Origin of the sequence: Streptomyces sp. NPDC021224 (genome assembly GCF_044332905.1) — a bacterium.
GTDB lineage: Bacteria > Actinomycetota > Actinomycetes > Streptomycetales > Streptomycetaceae > Actinacidiphila.
The window spans coordinates 289,658-308,547 of record NZ_JBIRPW010000008.1; the positions used below are offsets into that span (position 1 = coordinate 289,658).

The 18,890-nt window shown below is 68.9% G+C and carries 15 protein-coding genes and 1 tRNA gene; 3 read left to right on the forward strand and 13 right to left on the reverse strand.

Annotated features, from left to right (window positions below; all coding sequences use genetic code 11):
• Positions 1-8: 8 nt before the first annotated feature.
• The 9 genes from rpsG to rplK form a co-directional block, all read right to left on the reverse strand.
• Entirely contained in the window at positions 9-479 is a 471-nt protein-coding gene (gene rpsG / locus ACH4PY_RS22330; protein ID WP_031519738.1) for a 30S ribosomal protein S7, read from the reverse strand.
• A 2-nt stretch (positions 480-481) separates the two neighbouring features.
• Positions 482-853 (reverse strand): 30S ribosomal protein S12, encoded by a 372-nt coding sequence (gene rpsL / locus ACH4PY_RS22335; RefSeq protein ID WP_031519741.1) that lies wholly within the window; start codon positions 851-853, stop codon positions 482-484.
• A gap of 336 nt (positions 854-1,189) precedes the next feature.
• Entirely contained in the window at positions 1,190-5,089 is a 3,900-nt protein-coding gene (locus ACH4PY_RS22340) for a DNA-directed RNA polymerase subunit beta' (RefSeq protein ID WP_398185473.1), read from the reverse strand.
• Between the two features lie 108 nt (positions 5,090-5,197).
• Positions 5,198-8,683, reverse strand: coding sequence for a DNA-directed RNA polymerase subunit beta (rpoB, locus tag ACH4PY_RS22345; RefSeq protein ID WP_398185476.1), 3,486 nt, complete (start codon positions 8,681-8,683; stop codon positions 5,198-5,200).
• Positions 8,684-9,334: 651 nt separating this feature from the next.
• Positions 9,335-9,721, reverse strand: a complete 387-nt coding sequence (rplL, locus tag ACH4PY_RS22350) for a 50S ribosomal protein L7/L12 (RefSeq protein WP_398185480.1) — start codon at positions 9,719-9,721, stop codon at positions 9,335-9,337.
• Between the two features lie 154 nt (positions 9,722-9,875).
• Entirely contained in the window at positions 9,876-10,412 is a 537-nt protein-coding gene (gene rplJ / locus ACH4PY_RS22355) for a 50S ribosomal protein L10 (protein ID WP_398185482.1), read from the reverse strand.
• Between the two features lie 129 nt (positions 10,413-10,541).
• Entirely contained in the window at positions 10,542-11,000 is a 459-nt protein-coding gene (locus ACH4PY_RS22360) for a hypothetical protein (RefSeq protein ID WP_398185485.1), read from the reverse strand.
• Positions 11,001-11,147: 147 nt separating this feature from the next.
• Positions 11,148-11,873: a 50S ribosomal protein L1 gene (rplA, locus tag ACH4PY_RS22365; RefSeq protein WP_398185488.1), complete on the reverse strand. Its 726-nt coding sequence runs from the start codon at positions 11,871-11,873 to the stop codon at positions 11,148-11,150.
• A 174-nt stretch (positions 11,874-12,047) separates the two neighbouring features.
• The gene (rplK, locus tag ACH4PY_RS22370) at positions 12,048-12,482 is read right to left on the reverse strand and encodes a 50S ribosomal protein L11 (protein ID WP_398185491.1); all 435 of its coding nucleotides are present in this window, start codon (positions 12,480-12,482) and stop codon (positions 12,048-12,050) included.
• A 390-nt stretch (positions 12,483-12,872) separates the two neighbouring features.
• On the opposite strand from rplK, the gene ACH4PY_RS22375 reads away from it, so the two are divergent.
• Entirely contained in the window at positions 12,873-13,670 is a 798-nt protein-coding gene (locus ACH4PY_RS22375) for an SGNH/GDSL hydrolase family protein (RefSeq protein ID WP_398185494.1), read from the forward strand.
• Positions 13,671-13,752: 82 nt separating this feature from the next.
• Here the strand turns inward: ACH4PY_RS22375 and nusG are convergent, their stop codons facing one another.
• The 3 genes from nusG to ACH4PY_RS22390 form a co-directional block, all read right to left on the reverse strand.
• On the reverse strand, positions 13,753-14,637 hold the full coding sequence (gene nusG / locus ACH4PY_RS22380) for a transcription termination/antitermination protein NusG (RefSeq protein WP_398185497.1): 885 nt from the start codon (positions 14,635-14,637) through the stop codon (positions 13,753-13,755).
• 125 nt (positions 14,638-14,762) lie between these two features.
• Positions 14,763-15,056: a preprotein translocase subunit SecE gene (gene secE / locus ACH4PY_RS22385; RefSeq protein ID WP_398185500.1), complete on the reverse strand. Its 294-nt coding sequence runs from the start codon at positions 15,054-15,056 to the stop codon at positions 14,763-14,765.
• A 107-nt stretch (positions 15,057-15,163) separates the two neighbouring features.
• Positions 15,164-15,236: transfer RNA gene (locus ACH4PY_RS22390), tRNA-Trp, on the reverse strand.
• A gap of 218 nt (positions 15,237-15,454) precedes the next feature.
• On the opposite strand from ACH4PY_RS22390, the gene ACH4PY_RS22395 reads away from it, so the two are divergent.
• Both ACH4PY_RS22395 and ACH4PY_RS22400 read left to right on the forward strand, forming a co-directional pair.
• The gene (locus tag ACH4PY_RS22395; RefSeq protein ID WP_398185502.1) at positions 15,455-16,648 is read left to right on the forward strand and encodes a pyridoxal phosphate-dependent aminotransferase; all 1,194 of its coding nucleotides are present in this window, start codon (positions 15,455-15,457) and stop codon (positions 16,646-16,648) included.
• A 102-nt stretch (positions 16,649-16,750) separates the two neighbouring features.
• Entirely contained in the window at positions 16,751-17,824 is a 1,074-nt protein-coding gene (locus ACH4PY_RS22400) for an adenosine deaminase (protein ID WP_398185505.1), read from the forward strand.
• Here the strand turns inward: ACH4PY_RS22400 and ACH4PY_RS22405 are convergent.
• Positions 17,821-18,864, reverse strand: a complete 1,044-nt coding sequence (locus ACH4PY_RS22405; protein WP_398185508.1) for a UDP-N-acetylmuramate dehydrogenase — start codon at positions 18,862-18,864, stop codon at positions 17,821-17,823. The two genes, ACH4PY_RS22400 and ACH4PY_RS22405, sit on opposite strands and share 4 nt — an antisense overlap.
• Positions 18,865-18,890: the final 26 nt, after the last annotated feature.

The following is an 18,890-nucleotide window of genomic DNA, read 5'->3' on the forward strand; positions in this document are numbered from 1 at the left end:
GGTAGCGACTACCAGCGGTAGTGCGCGAAGGCCTTGTTGGACTCGGCCATCTTGTGCGTGTCCTCACGGCGCTTCACGGAAGCCCCGAGGCCGTTGCTGGCGTCGAGGATCTCGTTCATGAGCCGCTCGGTCATGGTCTTCTCGCGGCGGGCACGGGAGTACCCGACCAGCCAGCGCAGCGCCAGGGTGTTCTGCCGGCCCGGGCGGACCTCGACCGGGACCTGGTAGGTCGCGCCACCGACACGGCGGGACTTGACCTCCAGGGTCGGCTTGATGTTCTCCAGAGCGCGCTTGAGCGTGATGACCGGGTCGACCCCGGCCTTCTCGCGCAGGCCCTCCAGAGCGCCGTACACGATGCGCTCGGCGGTGGAGCGCTTGCCGTGCAGGAGGATCTTGTTGACGAGGGACGTCACCAGCGGGGAGCCGTAAACCGGGTCGATGATGACCGGGCGCTTCGGGGCGGGGCCCTTACGAGGCATTCTTACTTCTCCTTCTTGGCGCCGTAGCGGCTGCGGGCCTGCTTACGGTTCTTGACGCCCTGCGTGTCGAGGGAACCACGGATGATCTTGTAGCGAACACCCGGCAGGTCCTTCACACGACCGCCACGCACGAGCACGATCGAGTGCTCCTGCAGGTTGTGGCCCTCACCCGGGATGTAAGCGGTGACCTCGATGCCACTGGTAAGGCGCACACGGGCGACCTTACGGAGGGCCGAGTTCGGCTTCTTCGGGGTGGTCGTGTACACACGCGTGCAGACGCCACGCCGCTGCGGGGAACCCTTCAGCGCGGGCGTCTTGTTCTTGTCGACCTTGTCCTGCCGGCCCTTCCGGACCAGCTGCTGGATCGTAGGCACCGTTTCTCCGGTTTCTCTGTGCCGATCTCGATAAAACTAACCTGGGCTCCGACCCACGCGGTCGGGTGTGTCGCGGACCCTGCACATCCCCCGGTCACGGCGGGACGTGCGTATCGTCGGGTGCCGCGGCCTCGGGCTCCCCGCACGGTCGCATGGCACGCGCAAGGACCCGGGCACACCCCAGGCACAAGGTCAGAGCGTACCTACCGCATCGGCCGCGGTCAAAACACATGCATACCGGCCGGATTCCGCCAGCTCAGCGGCCCTGTCCAGGATGCCGCAGAGCGGCCGCCCCCGCACGGGGACGGCCGCTCTGCGGTGTGTGCGGACTACGCGTCAGCCGTTGTACGGGCCGTAGTCGTAGTCCTCCAGCGGAACGGCCTGGCCGGAGCCGGAGCCGAAGGGGCTGTAGTCGATGTCGTCGTAGCCGACGGCCGAGTACATCGCGGCCTTGGCCTCCTCGGTCGGCTCCACCCGGATGTTGCGGTAGCGGGACAGGCCCGTACCGGCCGGGATGAGCTTGCCGATGATGACGTTCTCCTTCAGACCCAGCAGCGAGTCCGACTTCGCGTGGATCGCCGCGTCCGTCAGCACCCGGGTCGTCTCCTGGAAGGACGCCGCCGACAGCCACGACTCGGTGGCCAGCGACGCCTTGGTGATACCCATGAGCTGCGGACGACCCGAGGCCGGGTGACCGCCCTCGGACACGACCCGCCGGTTCTCGGTCTCGAACCGGCCGCGCTCGACCAGCTCGCCGGGCAGCAGCTCGGCGTCGCCGGACTCGATGATCGTCACCCGGCGCAGCATCTGCCGGATGATGATCTCGATGTGCTTGTCGTGGATCGACACACCCTGCGAGTTGTAGACCTTCTGGACCTCGGCGACCAGGTGGATCTGCACCTGGCGCTGGCCCAGGATGCGCAGCACGTCGTGCGGGTTGGTGGCACCGTAGGTGAGCTTCTGGCCGACCTCGACGTGGTCACCCTCGCCCACCATGAGCTTGACGCGCTTGGAGATCGGGTACGCCAGCTCGTCGGAGCCGTCGTCCGGCGTGACGACCAGCTTCTTGGTCTTCTCGGTCTCCTCGACCCGCACCCGGCCGGCCGCCTCGGAGATCGGGGCGACACCCTTGGGCACACGGGCCTCGAACAGCTCGACGACACGCGGCAGACCCTGGGTGATGTCGTCACCGGCCACACCACCGGTGTGGAAGGTACGCATCGTCAGCTGGGTGCCGGGCTCACCGATCGACTGGGCGGCGATGATGCCGACCGCCTCGCCGATGTCCACCAGCTTGCCGGTGGCCAGCGAGCGCCCGTAGCAGTAGGCGCAGGTGCCGACGGCCGACTCGCAGGTCAGGATCGAGCGGACCTTGACCTCTTCGACGCCGAGCCGCACCAGCTGGTCGATGAGCACGTCGCCGAGGTCGACGTTGGCGGGCGCGACGACCTTGCCGTCCACCACCACGTCCTCGGAGAGCATGCGCGCGTACACGCTGGTCTCGACGTCGTCCGCCTTGCGCAGGACGCCGTCGGCGCCGCGCTCGGCGATCCGCAGCTTCAGACCACGCTCGGTGCCGCAGTCCTCCTCGCGGATGATGACGTCCTGCGAGACGTCCACCAGACGACGGGTCAGGTAACCCGAGTCGGCGGTACGCAGCGCGGTGTCGGCCAGACCCTTACGGGCACCGTGGGTGGAGATGAAGTACTCCAGCACGGAAAGGCCCTCACGGAAGGACGCCTTGATCGGCCGCGGGATGGTCTCGTTCTTGGCGTTGGAGACCAGGCCTCGCATACCCGCGATCTGACGCATCTGCATCATGTTTCCGCGGGCGCCGGAGTCGACCATCATGAAGATCGGGTTGGTCTTCGGGAAGTTGGCGTTCATCGCCACGGCGACCTCGTTGGTCGCCTTGTTCCAGATCCCGATCAGCTCGTCCGACCGCTCCTGCTTGGTGATCAGACCGCGCTCGTACTGCTTCTGGACCTTCTCGTCCTGCGCCTCGTAGGCGGCGATGATCGCCTTCTTGGCCTCCGGCACGACGATGTCGGTGACGGCGACGGTGACGCCGGAACGGGTGGCCCAGTGGAAGCCGGCCGCCTTCAGGTTGTCGAGCGTCGCCGCCACGATGACCTTGGGGTAGCGCTCGGCGAGGTCGTTGACGATCTCCGAGAGCTGCTTCTTGCCGACCGCGTAGTCCACGAACGGGTAGTCCTCGGGCAGCAGCTCGTTGAAGAGTGCCCGGCCCAGCGTGGTGCGCAGCCGGAAGCTGTCACCGACCTGGTACGGCTGCTCGCCCTCGGCCGGCTCCGGCGGCGTCCAGCCACGCGGCGGGACGGTGCCCACCGGGAAGCGGATGTCGACCGGCGCCTGCATCGACAGCTCACGGTTGTCGAAGGCCATGATCGCCTCGGCGGTCGCGCCGAAGGCCCGGCCCTCACCGATGATCGTGCGCTCTTCGGAGTCCGTGGTCAGGAAGAACAGACCGAGCACCATGTCCTGGGTCGGCATGGTGACCGGGCGGCCGTCGGCGGGCTTGAGGATGTTGTTCGAGGACAGCATCAGGATGCGGGCCTCGGCCTGCGCCTCCGCGGACAGCGGCAGGTGCACGGCCATCTGGTCGCCGTCGAAGTCCGCGTTGAAGGCGGTGCAGACCAGCGGGTGGATCTGGATCGCCTTGCCCTCGACCAGCTGCGGCTCGAAGGCCTGGATGCCCAGGCGGTGCAGCGTCGGCGCGCGGTTGAGCAGCACCGGGTGCTCGGCGATGACCTCTTCGAGCACGTCGTACACGACCGTGCGGCCGCGCTCGACCATGCGCTTGGCCGACTTGATGTTCTGCGCGTGGTTGAGGTCCACCAGGCGCTTCATCACGAACGGCTTGAAGAGCTCCAGCGCCATGGCCTTGGGCAGGCCGCACTGGTGCAGCTTGAGCTGCGGGCCGACGACGATCACCGAACGGGCGGAGTAGTCGACGCGCTTGCCGAGCAGGTTCTGCCGGAAGCGGCCCTGCTTGCCCTTGAGCATGTCGGACAGCGACTTCAGCGGACGGTTGCCGGGGCCCGTGACCGGGCGGCCGCGGCGGCCGTTGTCGAAGAGCGCGTCCACGGCCTCCTGGAGCATGCGCTTCTCGTTGTTCACGATGATCTCGGGCGCGCCGAGGTCGAGAAGCCGCTTCAGGCGGTTGTTGCGGTTGATGACGCGGCGGTACAGGTCGTTCAGGTCGGAGGTCGCGAAGCGGCCACCGTCCAGCTGCACCATCGGACGCAGGTCCGGCGGGATCACCGGGACGCAGTCCAGCACCATGCCGTTGGGCTTGTTGGTGGTCTGCAGGAAGGCGGAGACGACCTTGAGGCGCTTGAGCGCACGGGTCTTCTTCTGGCCCTTGCCGGTGCGGATGATCTCGCGGAGGCGCTCGGCCTCCTCGTCCAGGTCGAAGGACTCCAGGCGCTTCTGCAGCGCCGCGGCACCCATCGAGCCCTGGAAGTACGTACCGAAGCGGTCGCGCAGCTCGCGGTAGAGCAGCTCGTCGCCCTCCAGGTCCTGGACCTTGAGGTTCTTGAAGCGGGCCCACACCTCGTCGAGGCGGTCGATCTCGCGCTGCGCGCGGTCGCGCAGCTGCTTCATCTCGCGCTCGGCACCCTCGCGGACCTTGCGGCGGACGTCGGCCTTGGCGCCCTCGTTCTCCAGCTCGCCGAGGTCGGCCTCCAGCTTCTTCTGCCGGGCCTCGACATCGGCGTCACGGCGCTGCTCGACCTGCTGGCGCTCGACGGAGACCTGGGCCTCCAGCGACGGCAGGTCGCGGGTGCGGCGCTCGTCGTCCACCCACGTGATCATGTACGCCGCGAAGTAGATGACCTTCTCCAGGTCCTTCGGGGCGAGGTCGAGCAGGTAGCCCAGGCGCGACGGGACACCCTTGAAGTACCAGATGTGCGTGACGGGCGCGGCCAGCTCGATGTGGCCCATGCGCTCGCGGCGCACCTTGGCGCGGGTGACCTCCACGCCGCAGCGCTCACAGATGATGCCCTTGAAGCGCACGCGCTTGTACTTGCCGCAGTAGCACTCCCAGTCCCGGGTGGGGCCGAAGATCTTCTCGCAGAAGAGCCCGTCCTTTTCCGGCTTGAGGGTGCGGTAGTTGATGGTCTCGGGCTTCTTGACCTCGCCGTGCGACCAGGTCCGGATGTCGTCCGCGGTGGCCAGGCCGATCCGCAGCTCGTCGAAGAAGTTGACGTCGAGCACTGTGTCGTCAATCCCTCTCAGGGTTGATTCTCAAATGGTCTGAACGGGTCGTGGGGGCCGCCGGGCCCGGCCGTACGAGGTGTACGGCCGGGAGACCGGCGGAACCCGTCAGACCTCTTCGACGCTGCTCGGCTCGCGCCGGGACAGGTCGATACCGAGCTCCTCCGCGGCGCGGAACACGTCCTCGTCGGTGTCGCGCATCTCGATGGACATGCCGTCCGAGGACAGCACCTCCACGTTGAGGCACAGCGACTGCATTTCCTTGATGAGCACCTTGAAGGACTCGGGAATGCCGGGCTCGGGGATGTTCTCGCCCTTGACGATGGCCTCGTAGACCTTCACGCGGCCGAGCACGTCGTCGGACTTGATGGTCAGCAGCTCCTGGAGGGCGTAGGCGGCGCCGTAAGCCTCCAGCGCCCACACCTCCATCTCGCCGAATCGCTGCCCGCCGAACTGCGCCTTACCACCCAGCGGCTGCTGGGTGATCATCGAGTACGGACCGGTGGAGCGGGCGTGCAGCTTGTCGTCCACCAGGTGGTGCAGCTTGAGGATGTACATGTAGCCGATCGAGATCGGGTCCGGGAACGGCTCGCCGGAGCGGCCGTCGAAGAGCCGGGCCTTGCCGGACGGCAGGACCAGCCGGTCGCCGTCGCGGTTCGGGATCGTGGACTCGAAGAGCCCGCGGATCTCGTCCTCGCGCGCACCGTCGAAGACCGGGGTGGCGACGTTGGTGCCGGGCTCGACGCGGTGCGCGTCGATGGCCTCCAGCCGGCGCGCCCACTCGTCGGCGATGCCCGAGACGTCCCAGCCCTGCTTGGCGAGCCACCCGAGGTGGATCTCCAGCACCTGGCCGGGGTTCATCCGGGACGGCACGCCGAGCGGGTTGAGGATGATGTCGACCGGGGTGCCGTCCTCCAGGAACGGCATGTCCTCGACCGGCAGGATCTTCGAGATGACGCCCTTGTTGCCGTGCCGGCCGGCGAGCTTGTCGCCGTCGGTGATCTTGCGCTTCTGCGCGACGTAGACGCGGACCAGCTGGTTCACGCCGGGCGGCAGCTCGTCGCCCTCCTCGCGGTCGAAGACCCGGACGCCGATGATCTTGCCGACCTCGCCGTGCGGGACCTTCAGCGAGGTGTCGCGGACCTCACGGGCCTTCTCACCGAAGATCGCGCGCAGCAGCCGCTCCTCCGGCGTCAGCTCGGTCTCGCCCTTCGGGGTGACCTTGCCGACCAGGATGTCGCCGGCGACCACGTCGGCGCCGATCCGGATGATGCCGCGCTCGTCGAGGTCGGCGAGCACCTCCTCGGAGACGTTCGGGATGTCCCGGGTGATCTCCTCAGGGCCCAGCTTGGTGTCGCGGGCGTCGACCTCGTGCTCCTCGATGTGGATCGAGGACAGGACGTCGTCCTGCACGAGGCGCTGCGACAGGATGATCGCGTCCTCGTAGTTGTGGCCCTCCCACGGCATGAACGCCACCAGCAGGTTCTTGCCGAGCGCCATCTCCCCTTCCTGGGTCGACGGACCGTCGGCGAGCACCTGGCCGACCACGACGCGGTCGCCCTCGTTGACGACGACCTTCTGGTTGAAGGACGTGCCCTGGTTGGAGCGGGAGAACTTCGCGACGCGGTAGGTGTTGTACGTGCCGTCGTCGTTGGTCACCGTGACGTAGTCGGCGGAGACCTCCTGGACCACGCCGTCCTTCTCGGCCTTGATGACGTCACCGGCGTCGACCGCGCAGCGGTACTCCATGCCGGTGCCGACCAGCGGGGCCTCCGCCTTGATGAGCGGCACGGCCTGGCGCATCATGTTCGACCCCATGAGCGCGCGGTTGGCGTCGTCGTGCTCCAGGAACGGGATCATCGCGGTCGCGACCGACACCATCTGGCGCGGCGAGACGTCCATGTAGTCGACGTCGTCACCGGGGATGTAGTCGATCTCGCCGCCACGGCGGCGGACCAGCACGCGGGACTCGGCGAACCGCAGGTCCTCGGTCAGCGGCGCGTTGGCCTGCGCGATGACGAAGCGGTCCTCCTCGTCGGCGGTCAGGTAGTCGACGTCGTCGGTCACGACACCGCCGACGACCTTGCGGTACGGCGTCTCGACGAAGCCGAACGCGTTGACCCGGCCGTAGGAGGCCAGCGAGCCGATCAGACCGATGTTCGGGCCTTCCGGCGTCTCGATCGGGCACATGCGGCCGTAGTGCGACGGGTGCACGTCACGGACCTCGAAGCCGGCCCGCTCACGGGACAGACCGCCGGGGCCGAGCGCCGACAGGCGGCGCTTGTGCGTCAGACCGGACAGCGGGTTGGTCTGGTCCATGAACTGCGACAGCTGGCTGGTGCCGAAGAACTCCTTGATGGAGGCGACGACCGGCCGGATGTTGATCAGGGTCTGCGGCGTGATCGCCTCGACGTCCTGGGTGGTCATGCGCTCGCGGACGACACGCTCCATACGCGCGAGGCCGGTGCGGACCTGGTTCTGGATCAGCTCGCCGACGTTGCGCAGGCGGCGGTTGCCGAAGTGGTCGATGTCGTCGACCTCGACCACGATGCCGGAGCCGTTCTCCCCGGTGGTCTCGGTCTCACCGGCGTGCAGCTTCACCAGGTACTTGATGGTCGCGATGATGTCCTCGGTGGTGAGCACACCGGCGTCCAGCGGCGCGTCGCTGCCGAGCTTCTTGTTGACCTTGTAGCGGCCGACCTTCGCCAGGTCGTAGCGCTTGGGGTTGAAGTACAGGTTCTCCAGCAGCGTCTGCGCGGCCTCCTTGGTCGGCGGCTCGCCCGGACGCAGCTTGCGGTAGATGTCGAGCAGCGCGTCGTCCTGGCCCTGGGTGTGGTCCTTCTCCAGGGTGGCGCGCATCGACTCGTACTCGCCGAACTCCTCCAGGATCTGCTCGGTGCTCCAGCCGAGCGCCTTGAGCAGCACCGTGACCGACTGCTTGCGCTTGCGGTCGATGCGGACACCGACCATGTCGCGCTTGTCGATCTCCATCTCCAGCCAGGCACCCCGGGACGGGATGATCTTGGCCGAGAAGATGTCCTTGTCGGACGTCTTGTCGATGCTGGAGTCGAAGTACACACCCGGCGAGCGGACCAGCTGCGAGACGACGACACGCTCGGTGCCGTTGATGCAGAAGGTGCCCTTCGAGGTCATCAGCGGGAAGTCGCCCATGAAGACCGTCTGGGACTTGATCTCGCCGGTCTCGTTGTTGGTGAACTCGGCGGTGACGAAGAGCGGGGCGCCGTACGTGAAGTCGCGCTCCTTGCACTCGTCCAGCGAGTTCTTCGGGGGCTCGAACCGGTGGTCACGGAACGTGAGCGACATCGACCCGGAGAAGTCCTCGATCGGGGAGATCTCCTCGAAGATCTCCTCCAGACCGGACTTCCTGGGGACGTCCTGCCCACTGTCCAGCGCCGCCTCGACCCGGGCCTTCCACGCCGCATTGCCGAGCAGCCAGTCAAAGCTCTCGGTCTGGAGCGCGAGGAGGTTCGGAACTTCGAGTGGTTCACGGATCTTCGCGAAAGAGATGCGCAGCGGGGCAGTGCTGGCGCCGTTGTTCGAATTGGCAGTCGAGGCGTTGCGCGAGGCGGCCAAGAGGGGGTCCTTCCGAGGGCTCGGACTCACTACGCGCGTACCGGTCCGCCCCTGAGGACCAGAGGGAAAACCCTGATGGGAGGGCCTTCTCAGCAGCTCTCAGACGTGGGCATGCTCCTGGTGACGGGCCAGGCAGCAGCTAACAGGCAGCGCAAAGGGTCAGTGTAGCCACTTGGCACACTGATGTCCAGGCTGAGATTCGGAGTACCGAATCGTCGCCCCCTCCGCCCGTCTCGCGACCCCAAGCCTCGGAACCTGGAACCGCCTCCGTCATACCCTGCCGTCGTCCTGCGTCCTGCTGCATAGCCATGCATTCCCGCATCGCCACCGATCCATGCATCGGATCATGCAACGGATCGGCCGCGGAACCGCGACCGGCACCGCCGGGATCGCGTCCAACGTCGTGGCGCGTCCTGAGAATTGCGCGCCGCGTGCCAAACGTCAAGGCCCCGGCCCCGCACACATGCGCGAGCACCCGTTCCCAGCAGGAAGGATCACCCTACCCGGCGGGTACGACAACCCCCGGCGCGGCCCGCCGGAGGGCGTACGAACGACCGAGGGCGGCCACCCTTCCGGGTGACCGCCCTGCGGTAGCTGGAGCAGCGAGTGCTCCTACGTCACGGAGCGTGATGCTCTCGGTGACGTGAGGTGTTACTTGACCTCGACCGAGGCGCCGGCGCCCTTGAGGGACTCGGCGGCCTTGTCCGCGGCCTCCTTGTTGACCTTCTCCAGGACGGGCTTCGGGGCGCCGTCCACGAGGTCCTTGGCCTCCTTCAGACCCAGCGAGGTCAGCTCGCGCACGACCTTGATGACCTGGATCTTCTTGTCGCCCGCGGCGGTGAGGATGACGTCGAACTCGTCCTTCTCCTCGGGAGCGTCAGCGGCGACACCGGGGACACCCGGGCCGGCGACGACGGCGGCCGGGGCGGCGGCGGTGACGTCGAACTTCTCCTCGAACGCCTTCACGAACTCGGAGAGCTCGATGAGGGTGAGCTCCTCGAACTGGGCGAGCAGTTCGTCCTGGGTGAGCTTCGCCATGATGGCGGTCCTTCCACTAAATCGGCTGGTGCCGGATGTCGTACAAGTCGGCGGGCGTACGGTCGGCCCGCGTAAGCCGGTGCGCTGGTGCGTGGTGCGGTCGCGCGCCGGCCCCGACCGGAGCCGTCAGGCCCCGGTCATCGTGCGAGCCGAATTACTCGGCACCGCCCTGCTCGGCCTCGGCCAGCTTGACCCGAAGCGCCTCCGCGGTGCGGACGAACTTCGACGGGAGCGCCTGGAAGAGCGCGGCAGCCTGCGACTGCTTGGCCTTCATGGCACCCGCCAGCTTGGCGAGCAGAACCTCGCGGGACTCGAGGTCCGCAAGCTTCTTGATCTCGTCGGCGGACAGCGCCTTGCCGTCAAGGACACCGCCCTTGATGACGAGAGCGGGGTTGTCCTTGGCGAAGTCGCGCAGACCCTTCGCCGCCTCCACCGGGTCACCGGTGACGAAGGCGACAGCCGACGGACCCGCGAACAGGTCGTCGAGCTGGGTGATCCCGGCCTCGTTGGCCGCGATCTTGGTCAGCGTGTTCTTCACCACGGCGTACTGGGCGTTCTCACCGAGCGAGCGGCGCAGCGTCTTGAGCTGCGCGACGGTGAGACCGCGGTACTCGGTCAGCACAGCGGCGTTCGAGGCGCGGAACTGGTCCGTCAACTCGGCAACCGCGGCAGCCTTGTCAGGCCTCGCCATGAGTCTCGGCCTCCTTCCGGGGTGATGGACCGCGCGGAACGAAGGACGAGGCGGGTGTGCCCCGGGCAAAACAAACGCCCCGGCGCAGGCGCACGGGGCGTGACTCGACGCTGCCCTTCGGGTTTCCCCTCAAGGCTTCGGAGTCCATCCACGATCACCTGCGCGGGCCGTCCGCATCAGCGGATCCTTCGGCCGCCCCGCCCGGAGATCCGGACACGACGGCAACCAGCGGTCTTTGGCTTCCCCGGCAGCGTACGGGACCGCGACCCCACGGAGCAAATCGCCCGCGGGGACGGTGCCCCGGTAGATCGCCGGACGGCCGTCCACCGTCTCGTGCCCGACCAGCGTGACCGGGCCGCTGGACGGCATCAGGAGCAGCCGCTGGACCGGGCTGTGCTCCATCTGCTCCGCCAGAGCCGCCGCGACCTCGGTCAGGGTGAAGCGCAGCCAGCTCTTCCCCTTGTTCGGCCCCGCGGCCGGCGGATCGACCTGGACGTACTGGAACCCGTGCAGCGAGCGCACCTCCGTGCGGTCGTGGTGGTTCACCCCCTGCATGCCGAGCGCCGCGGGCGACGCGGTGAGGACCAACCCCGCGTCCGGGCCGCCCCAGGAGTTGATCCCGGTCTCCGTGTTGTCGGGCGCGCTCCCCAGTGCGCCGCGGGGCATCGTAGACGCGGAACGCCCCGCACCCCCCGGGAAGGGGGAATGCGGGGCGTTCGCGAGGTACGGCGCGGGTCAGACCGCCGCCGGGTCCTCCTCGGTGAGGAGGTTGCGGGTGCGGTTGGGGTCGACCTGGATGCCGGGGCCCATCGTCGTGGAGACGGCCGCCTTCTTCAGGTAGCGGCCCTTCGCCGCGGACGGCTTCAGACGCAGGATCTCGTCCAGCGCCGCCGCGTAGTTCTCCACCAGCTGGGCGTCGTCGAAGGACACCTTGCCGATGATGAAGTGCAGGTTGGAGTGCTTGTCGACGCGGAACTCGATCTTGCCGCCCTTGATGTCCGTCACGGCCTTGGCCACGTCGGGCGTCACGGTGCCGGTCTTCGGGTTCGGCATCAGACCACGCGGGCCGAGGACGCGGCCGAGGCGGCCGACCTTGCCCATGAGGTCCGGGGTGGCGACGACGGCGTCGAAGTCCAGCCGGCCCTTCGCGACCTCGTCGATCAGTTCGTCGGAGCCGACGATGTCGGCGCCCGCGGCTTCCGCGGCCGCAGCACGGTCACCGGTCGCGAAGACCAGGACCCGGGCGGTCTTGCCGGTGCCGTGCGGAAGGTTCACGGTGCCACGGACCATCTGGTCGGCCTTGCGCGGGTCCACACCCAGGCGGAAGGCGACCTCGACGGTCGAGTCGAACTTGGTCGACGCGGTCTCCTTGGCGATCCGGACGGCCTCCAGGGGCGCGTACAGCCGCTCCCGGTCGATCTTGGCGTCCGCAGCGCGGAGAGACTTGCTGCGCTTGCTCATGGAACTACTCCTGTAGCTGTTTCGATGGAGTTCGTGGTGCGGGCCGAGCAGGCCCTTCCACAGGTGCTGCCTTTGCGCGGGGGCGTCAGCCCTCGCCTGTTCCGCTCGGGCTTCCTGCTCCCTCGCTCCGCGGACGGCCTCGTACCTCGGCCGGCCACTGCGCGAGCTCGGGCGTCAGCCCTCGACGGTGATGCCCATGGAACGCGCGGTACCGGCGATGATCTTCTCCGCCGCGTCCAGGTCGTTCGCGTTGAGGTCGGGCATCTTGGTCGTGGCGATCTCGCGCACCTGGTCGCGGGTGAGCTTGGCGACCTTCTTGGTGTGCGGGGTGCCGGACCCCTTGTCGACGCCCGCGGCCTTGAGGATCAGCTTGGCCGCCGGCGGGGTCTTGGTGACGAAGGTGAAGGAGCGGTCCTCGTAGACCGTGATCTCCACCGGGATCACCATGCCGCGCTGCGACTCGGTGGCCGCGTTGTAGGCCTTGCAGAACTCCATGATGTTGACGCCGTGCTGGCCCAGCGCGGGGCCGACCGGCGGCGCCGGGTTGGCCGCACCGGCGTTGATCTGGAGCTTGATCAGCCCCGTGACCTTCTTCTTCTTGGGAGGCATTGCTCTCTCCGGGTCCTGTTGAGAGTTTTTTCCATACCTGCGAGCAGGCATACCGCACCACGATAGCGGGTACTGCCCCCGGCCCCGAAATCCGTTCCGGCCGCTCCCGCGCCCGGCCCCGCTCGGCGGGCTCCGCACGGCACGGAGCCCGCCCGTCGCACTGCCTCTCGGCAGACACTGCGAGTAGCGGTACGATCACAGCACGCCATGCACTGTTGCCCCCTCAGATACCCCCACCGGCCCACGAGTTGCACCCGCGCCACCGTCAACTCCCGTAGCGGAACCTGAAGTTCTGGTCTACGCGGGAAGAATTCTTGGCATGGACACTTCCCGTGGCTACCTACTGGCTGGTACCACAGTGCTGCAGGAAGCCCTCACCCAGGAGGTTCCGTGAAGCTGAGCAGGCCCCTCACCGCTCTTACCGCGCTGGCGTCCGCCCTGACGGCGGCGCTGGTCTTCTCCGGCCCGGCACAAGCGGCCGGGCCCGCGTACGTCGCCCTCGGGGACTCGTACTCCGCCGGGAACGGCGCAGGCAACTACATCAGCTCCAGCGGCGACTGCCACCGCAGCAACAGCGCGTACCCCGCGCTGTGGGCCGCCGCCCACAGCCCGTCCTCGTTCACCTTCGCCGCCTGTTCGGGCGCGGTCACCACGGATGTGACCAACAGCCAGCTCGGCGGTCTGAACTCCTCCACCGGTCTGGTCTCCCTCACCATCGGCGGCAACGACGCCGGCTTCGCCGACGTCATGACCACCTGCGTGACCGGCTCCGACAGCACGTGCGTCAGCCGCGTCAGCACCGCCGAGACGTACATCCGCAACACCCTGCCCGGCCGCCTGAACACCACCTACAACGCGATCCGCGCCAAGGCGCCCAACGCGAAGGTCGTCGTCCTCGGCTACCCGGACATGTACGACCTGTCGGCGTGGATCTGCGTCGGCCTCAGCGACACCAAGCACCAAAAGATAAACGAGGCCGCGGACGTCCTGGACTCCACGATCGCCTCGGTCGCGGCCTCCCACGGCTTCGCCTTCGGCGACGTGCGCAGCACCTTCAAGGGCCACGAACTCTGCTCGGGCGACGACTACCTGCACTCCCTGGTCATCTCACCGAGCTGGGAGTCCTACCACCCCACGGCCACCGGCCACTCCGCCGGCTACCTCCCCCTGCTGAACGCCAACGACTGACCGGCAACGGCCGCGGTGACGACCGAGCCCCTGCCCTCCGGACGCGGAAGGCAGGGGCTCGGTCGTACGAGCTTACGGAACGTCAGTTCTTCTGGATCTGGTCGAAGCTCAGCTCGACCGGGGTCTCGCGGCCGAAGATCTCGACGAGGCCCTTGACCTTCTTCGAGTCCGGGTTGATCTCGTTGATCGTGGCCTGGAGCGTCGCGAAGGGGCCGTCGGTGACGGTGACCGAGTCGCCGACCTCGAAGTCCAGCACCTGGACCTCGACCTTGCGCGGGACCGCGGTGCCCTCGGCGATGGCCGCGGCCTCGGCGGCCGCCTCGACCTCGGGGGCGAGCATCTTGACGATCTCGTCCAGGGTCAGCGGGTAGGGGTCGTAGGCGTTGCCGACGAAGCCCGTGACGCCGGGGGTGTTGCGGACGACGCCCCAGGACTCGTTCGTCAGGTCCATGCGGACCAGGACGTAGCCGGGGAGCTTGTTCTGCCGGATGGTCTTGCGGTCGCCGTTCTTGATCTGAACGACTTCCTCCTGCGGGACCTCCGCCTGGTAGATGTACTCCTCGACGTTCAGCGAGACGGCACGCTGCTCCAGGTTGGACTTCACCCGGTTCTCGTACCCGGCGTAGGTGTGGATCACGTACCACTCGCCGGGGAGCGTGCGCAGCTCCTCGCGGAAGGCGGCCACCGGGTCGACCGGGGCGGCCGGCTCCTCGGCCTCGCCGGTGTCCTCGGCCTCGTCCTCGTCCTCATCGGACTCGTCGGACTCACCGGACTCGTCGTCCTCGGCCGCGGTCTCGTCGTCGTCCTCGGCGGCGTCCGACTCCTCCGACTCCTCCGCGTCCTCCGCCGACTCGGACTCGGCCGGGTCCTGCGCGTCGGCGGGCTCCTCGGCGGCCTCGACGGCGTCGAGCGCTGCTTCCTCGCCCTCGACGGACTCGTCGGCGTCGTACACGTTCGGGTCAGACACGGTGACTGCTTCTTCCTGACTTCAAGGGTGGCACTGCGGGCGGGGCGACCAGCGCCCGGCGCCCTCCGCGCGGACAGGCGGGACGCGGAACCCGGCCCGAGACCGGCCCGGCAAGAGCGGACGGCTCAGCCGAAAACGGCGGAAACGAGCTTGCTGAAACCCCAGTCAACCACGCTCACGAACGCGATGACGACCACAACGAACACAATCACCACAGTGGTGTACGTGCTCAGATCGCTGCGGGTGGGCCAGACGACCTTGCGGAGCTCCGCGACGATCTGGCGGTAGAACAGCGCAAGACGGCCGAGCGGCCCCTTCTTCGCGCGCTTGCCGCCGCGGCGGGGCTTCTTCTCGGCCTCGTTGTCGTCCTGAGACGCGTCAGGCTCAGGGACCTCGATGGAGTCCGTGATCTCAGTCACTCGTCCTCACCTGACTCCGGGTCGTGGCCGTGCCGCGCCCGTCGCGCGGTACGGCGAGTGCCTTATGCCTGCATCTGCCTGCCCACGTCCGGTGAGGACGTGTGGAGCAGGGCCGGAGGGACTTGAACCCCCAACCGCTGGTTTTGGAGACCAGTGCTCTACCAATTGAGCTACGACCCTTCGACAGACACTCCCAACGTACCGCAGGCGACATCGCCGGGAGGCCATCGAGCGTTGAGTGTACGTGCTCGGAGGCATCTCGTCGAACGCCTTGCCTCGGATTGCCTCCGAACGCGCTTTCCGGGCCCCAAACCCCGGTGCCGGGGGCGGTTGGTGTCTGGGACGATGCAGGTATGAGCGCAGCCACTCCCCCAGTACCTCCGGCGACCGATCGGCGCGTGTCGGTCCGTGTCGGTGCGATCTCCGAGTCCGCCACTCTCGCCGTCGACGCCAAGGCCAAGGCCCTCAAGGCCGCCGGGCGTCCGGTGATCGGCTTCGGTGCAGGAGAGCCGGACTTCCCGACGCCCGGCTACATCGTCGACGCCGCCGTCGAGGCCTGCCGCAATCCGAGGTTCCACCGCTACACGCCCGCCGGCGGGCTCCCGGAGCTCAAGGCCGCCATCGCCGCCAAGACGCTGCGCGACTCCGGCTACGAGGTGGACGCCTCGCAGGTGCTGGTCACCAACGGCGGCAAGCAGGCCATCTACGAGGCCTTCGCCGCGGTGCTCGACCCGGGCGACGAGGTCATCGTGCCCGCCCCGTACTGGACCACCTACCCCGAGTCGATCCGGCTCGCGGGCGGCGTGCCGGTCGAGGTCGTCGCGGACGAGACGACCGGCTACCGGGTCACGGTGGAGCAGCTGGAGGCGGCCCGCACCGAGCGCACCAAGGTCGTGCTCTTCGTGTCGCCGTCCAACCCGACCGGCGCGGTCTACAGCCCCGGCGAGACCGAGGCGATCGGCCGCTGGGCCGTCGAGCACGGCCTGTGGGTGCTCACCGACGAGATCTACGAGCACCTCGTCTACGGCGACACCGTCTTCACCTCGATGCCGCAGGTCGTCCCGCAGCTGCGGGAGAAGTGCATCGTCGTCAACGGCGTGGCCAAGACGTACGCCATGACCGGCTGGCGGGTGGGGTGGATCATCGGCCCCAAGGACGTCGTCAAGGCCGCGACGAACCTCCAGTCGCACGCCACCTCGAACGTCAACAACGTGGCGCAGGCCGCCGCCCTGACCGCCGTCAGCGGCGACCTGGACGCCGTCGCCGACATGCGGACCGCCTTCGACCGGCGCCGGCAGACGATCGTGCGGATGCTCAACGAGATCGACGGCGTGATGTGCCCGACGCCCGAGGGCGCCTTCTACGTCTACCCGTCGGTCAAGGGCCTGCTCGGCAAGAAGATCCGCGGCAGGCAGCCCGAGAGCAGCATGGAGCTGGCCGCCCTGATCCTGGACGAGGCCGAGGTCGCCGTCGTCCCGGGCGAGGCCTTCGGCACCCCCGGCTACCTGCGGCTCAGCTACGCGCTGGGTGACGACGACCTGGTCGAGGGCATCACGCGGCTGCAGAAGCTGCTGGGCGAGGCGCGGGACTGAAGCCCGGGCCGACCCGTGATTCAGCCCGATGATGCATTCGGGCAAGCCCCCGTTCGGAGAATCCGGTTCCGAGCGGGGGCTCGCGTTTGGCAGGATCTTGGGATGGCAAGCGATGTACGTACGTCGGGGGGCGGTCCCGGCCGCCGGGATGTCCGCAAGCTCCCCAAAGCACACCTTCACCTGCATTTCACCGGCTCCATGCGCCCCGCCACCCTGCTGGAGCTGGCCGACAGGCACGGCGTCCGGCTGCCCGACGCGCTGACCTCGGGCGAGCCGCCCAAGCTGCGGGCCACCGACGAGCGCGGCTGGTTCCGCTTCCAGCGGCTCTACGACGCCGCCCGCAGCTGTCTGCGCACCCCCGACGACATCCACCGGCTGGTGCGCGAGGCGGCCCAGGAGGACGCGGCGGACGGCTCCGGCTGGCTGGAGATCCAGGTCGACCCGACCTCGTACGCGCCGCGGCTCGGCGGGCTCATCCCCACCCTGGAGGTGATCCTGGACGCGGTGCACACCGCGTCGCGGGACACCGGCGTGGGCATGGCCGTGATCGTGGCCGCCAACCGCATGAAGCACCCGCTGGACGCCCGTACGCTGGCCCGGCTCGCGGTCCGCTACACCGACCAGGGCGTCGTCGGCTTCGGCCTGTCCAACGACGAACGCCGGGGCCTGGCCCGCGACTTCGACCGGGCCTTCGCCATCGCCCGGGACGGCGGCCTGCTCGCCGCCCCGCACGGCGGTGAGCTGGCCGGGCCCGCGAGCGTCCGCGACTGCCTGGACGACCTGCACGCACAGCGCGTCGGCCACGGCGTACGCGCCGCCGAGGACCCGCACCTGCTGCGCCGGCTCGCCGACACCGGCGTCACGTGCGAGGTCTGCCCGGCCTCCAACGTGGCCCTGGGCGTCTACGACAAGCCCGAGGACGTCCCGCTGCGCACGCTGTACGACGCGGGCGTCCCGCTGGCCCTCGGCGCGGACGACCCGCTGCTCTTCGGCTCGCGGCTCGCGGCCCAGTACGAGATCGCGCGCGACGTGCACGGCTTCACGGACGCGGAGCTGGCCGAGCTGGCCCGCCAGTCCGTCCGGGCCTCGCGCGCCCCGCAGGAGGTCCGTGAGCGGCTCCTGGGGGACATCGACGCATGGGCGGCGGCAGAGCCGGAGAGCCAGGACAGGCCCTAGAGGGCGACGCCGACCATGACCGGCTCGTTGACGAGGGTGACGCCGAAGGCCGCGTGCACGCCGTCGCGCACCTCGCGGGCGAGCGCCAGCAGGTCCGCGGTGGTGGCCGCACCCCGGTTGGTCAGGGCCAGGGTGTGCTTGCCGGAGATGCGGGCCGGTCCGGTGCCGTAGCCCTTGGTGAAGCCCGCCTTGTCGATGAGCCAGGCCGCGCTGGTCTTGGTGCCCTCCCCCGCCGGGTACGCGGGCGGGGCGGCGTCGGGGCCGAGGCGGTCGTGGACGCGGTCCAGGAAGGCGGCGAACTCGGCGGCGGCCAGCACCGGGTTGGTGAAGAACGAGCCCGCCGACCAGGTGTCGTGGTCGGCCGCGTCCAGCACCATGCCCTTGCCCGCCCGCAGCGCCAGCACCGTCGCACTGGCCTTCTCCAGCGGCACCCGCTCCCCGACGGACACGCCCAGCGCGCGGGCGGTCTCGGCGTACTTCAGCGGCGCGGACATCCCCCCGGCCGCCTCCAGCGCGAACCGCACCCGCAGCACCACGTACCGCTCCGGCTCCTCCTTGAAGCGGCTGCTGCGGTAGGAGAACCCGCACTCCCGGTTGTCGAGCGTGACCGTCTCCCCGGCCCGCCGGTCGTAGGCCACGACCTGCGTGACGGTGCTGGAGACCTCCTGCCCGTACGCCCCGACGTTCTGGATGGGCGTGGCCCCCGCGGAGCCCGGGATCCCGGCCAGGCACTCCACCCCGGCCAGCCCCGCCCGCACGGTCGCGGCCACCGCGTCGCTCCACACCTCCCCCGCGGCCAGCTCCAGCGCACTCCCCCGCAGCTCGACCCCCTGGGTGGCGATCCGCACGGCGGTGCCGGGAAACCCCTCGTCCGAGATGACCAGGTTGCTCCCCCCGCCGAGCAGCAGCACCGGCTCCCCCCGCGCGTCCGCCTCCCGCACGGCACCGACCAGCTCGTCGTCCGTCGACACGGTCACGAGCCTGCGAGCGGGCCCCCCGAGCCGGAAGGTCGTGTACGGGGCGAGAACGTCAGAATCCACGCCCCCACCTTATGGCTCTCCCCGGT

Bases quoted from the DNA above. Each gene is read 5' to 3' on its own strand.
- rpsG (WP_031519738.1), bottom strand. From the start codon at position 479: ATGCCTCGTAAGGGCCCCGCCCCGAAGCGCCCGGTCATCATCGACCCG.
- rplL (WP_398185480.1), bottom strand. From the start codon at position 9,721: ATGGCGAAGCTCACCCAGGACGAACTGCTCGCCCAGTTCGAGGAGCTC.
- rplJ (WP_398185482.1), bottom strand. From the start codon at position 10,412: ATGGCGAGGCCTGACAAGGCTGCCGCGGTTGCCGAGTTGACGGACCAG.
- rplA (WP_398185488.1), bottom strand. From the start codon at position 11,873: ATGAGCAAGCGCAGCAAGTCTCTCCGCGCTGCGGACGCCAAGATCGAC.
- rplK (WP_398185491.1), bottom strand. From the start codon at position 12,482: ATGCCTCCCAAGAAGAAGAAGGTCACGGGGCTGATCAAGCTCCAGATC.
- ACH4PY_RS22400 (WP_398185505.1), top strand. From the start codon at position 16,751: ATGGCAAGCGATGTACGTACGTCGGGGGGCGGTCCCGGCCGCCGGGAT.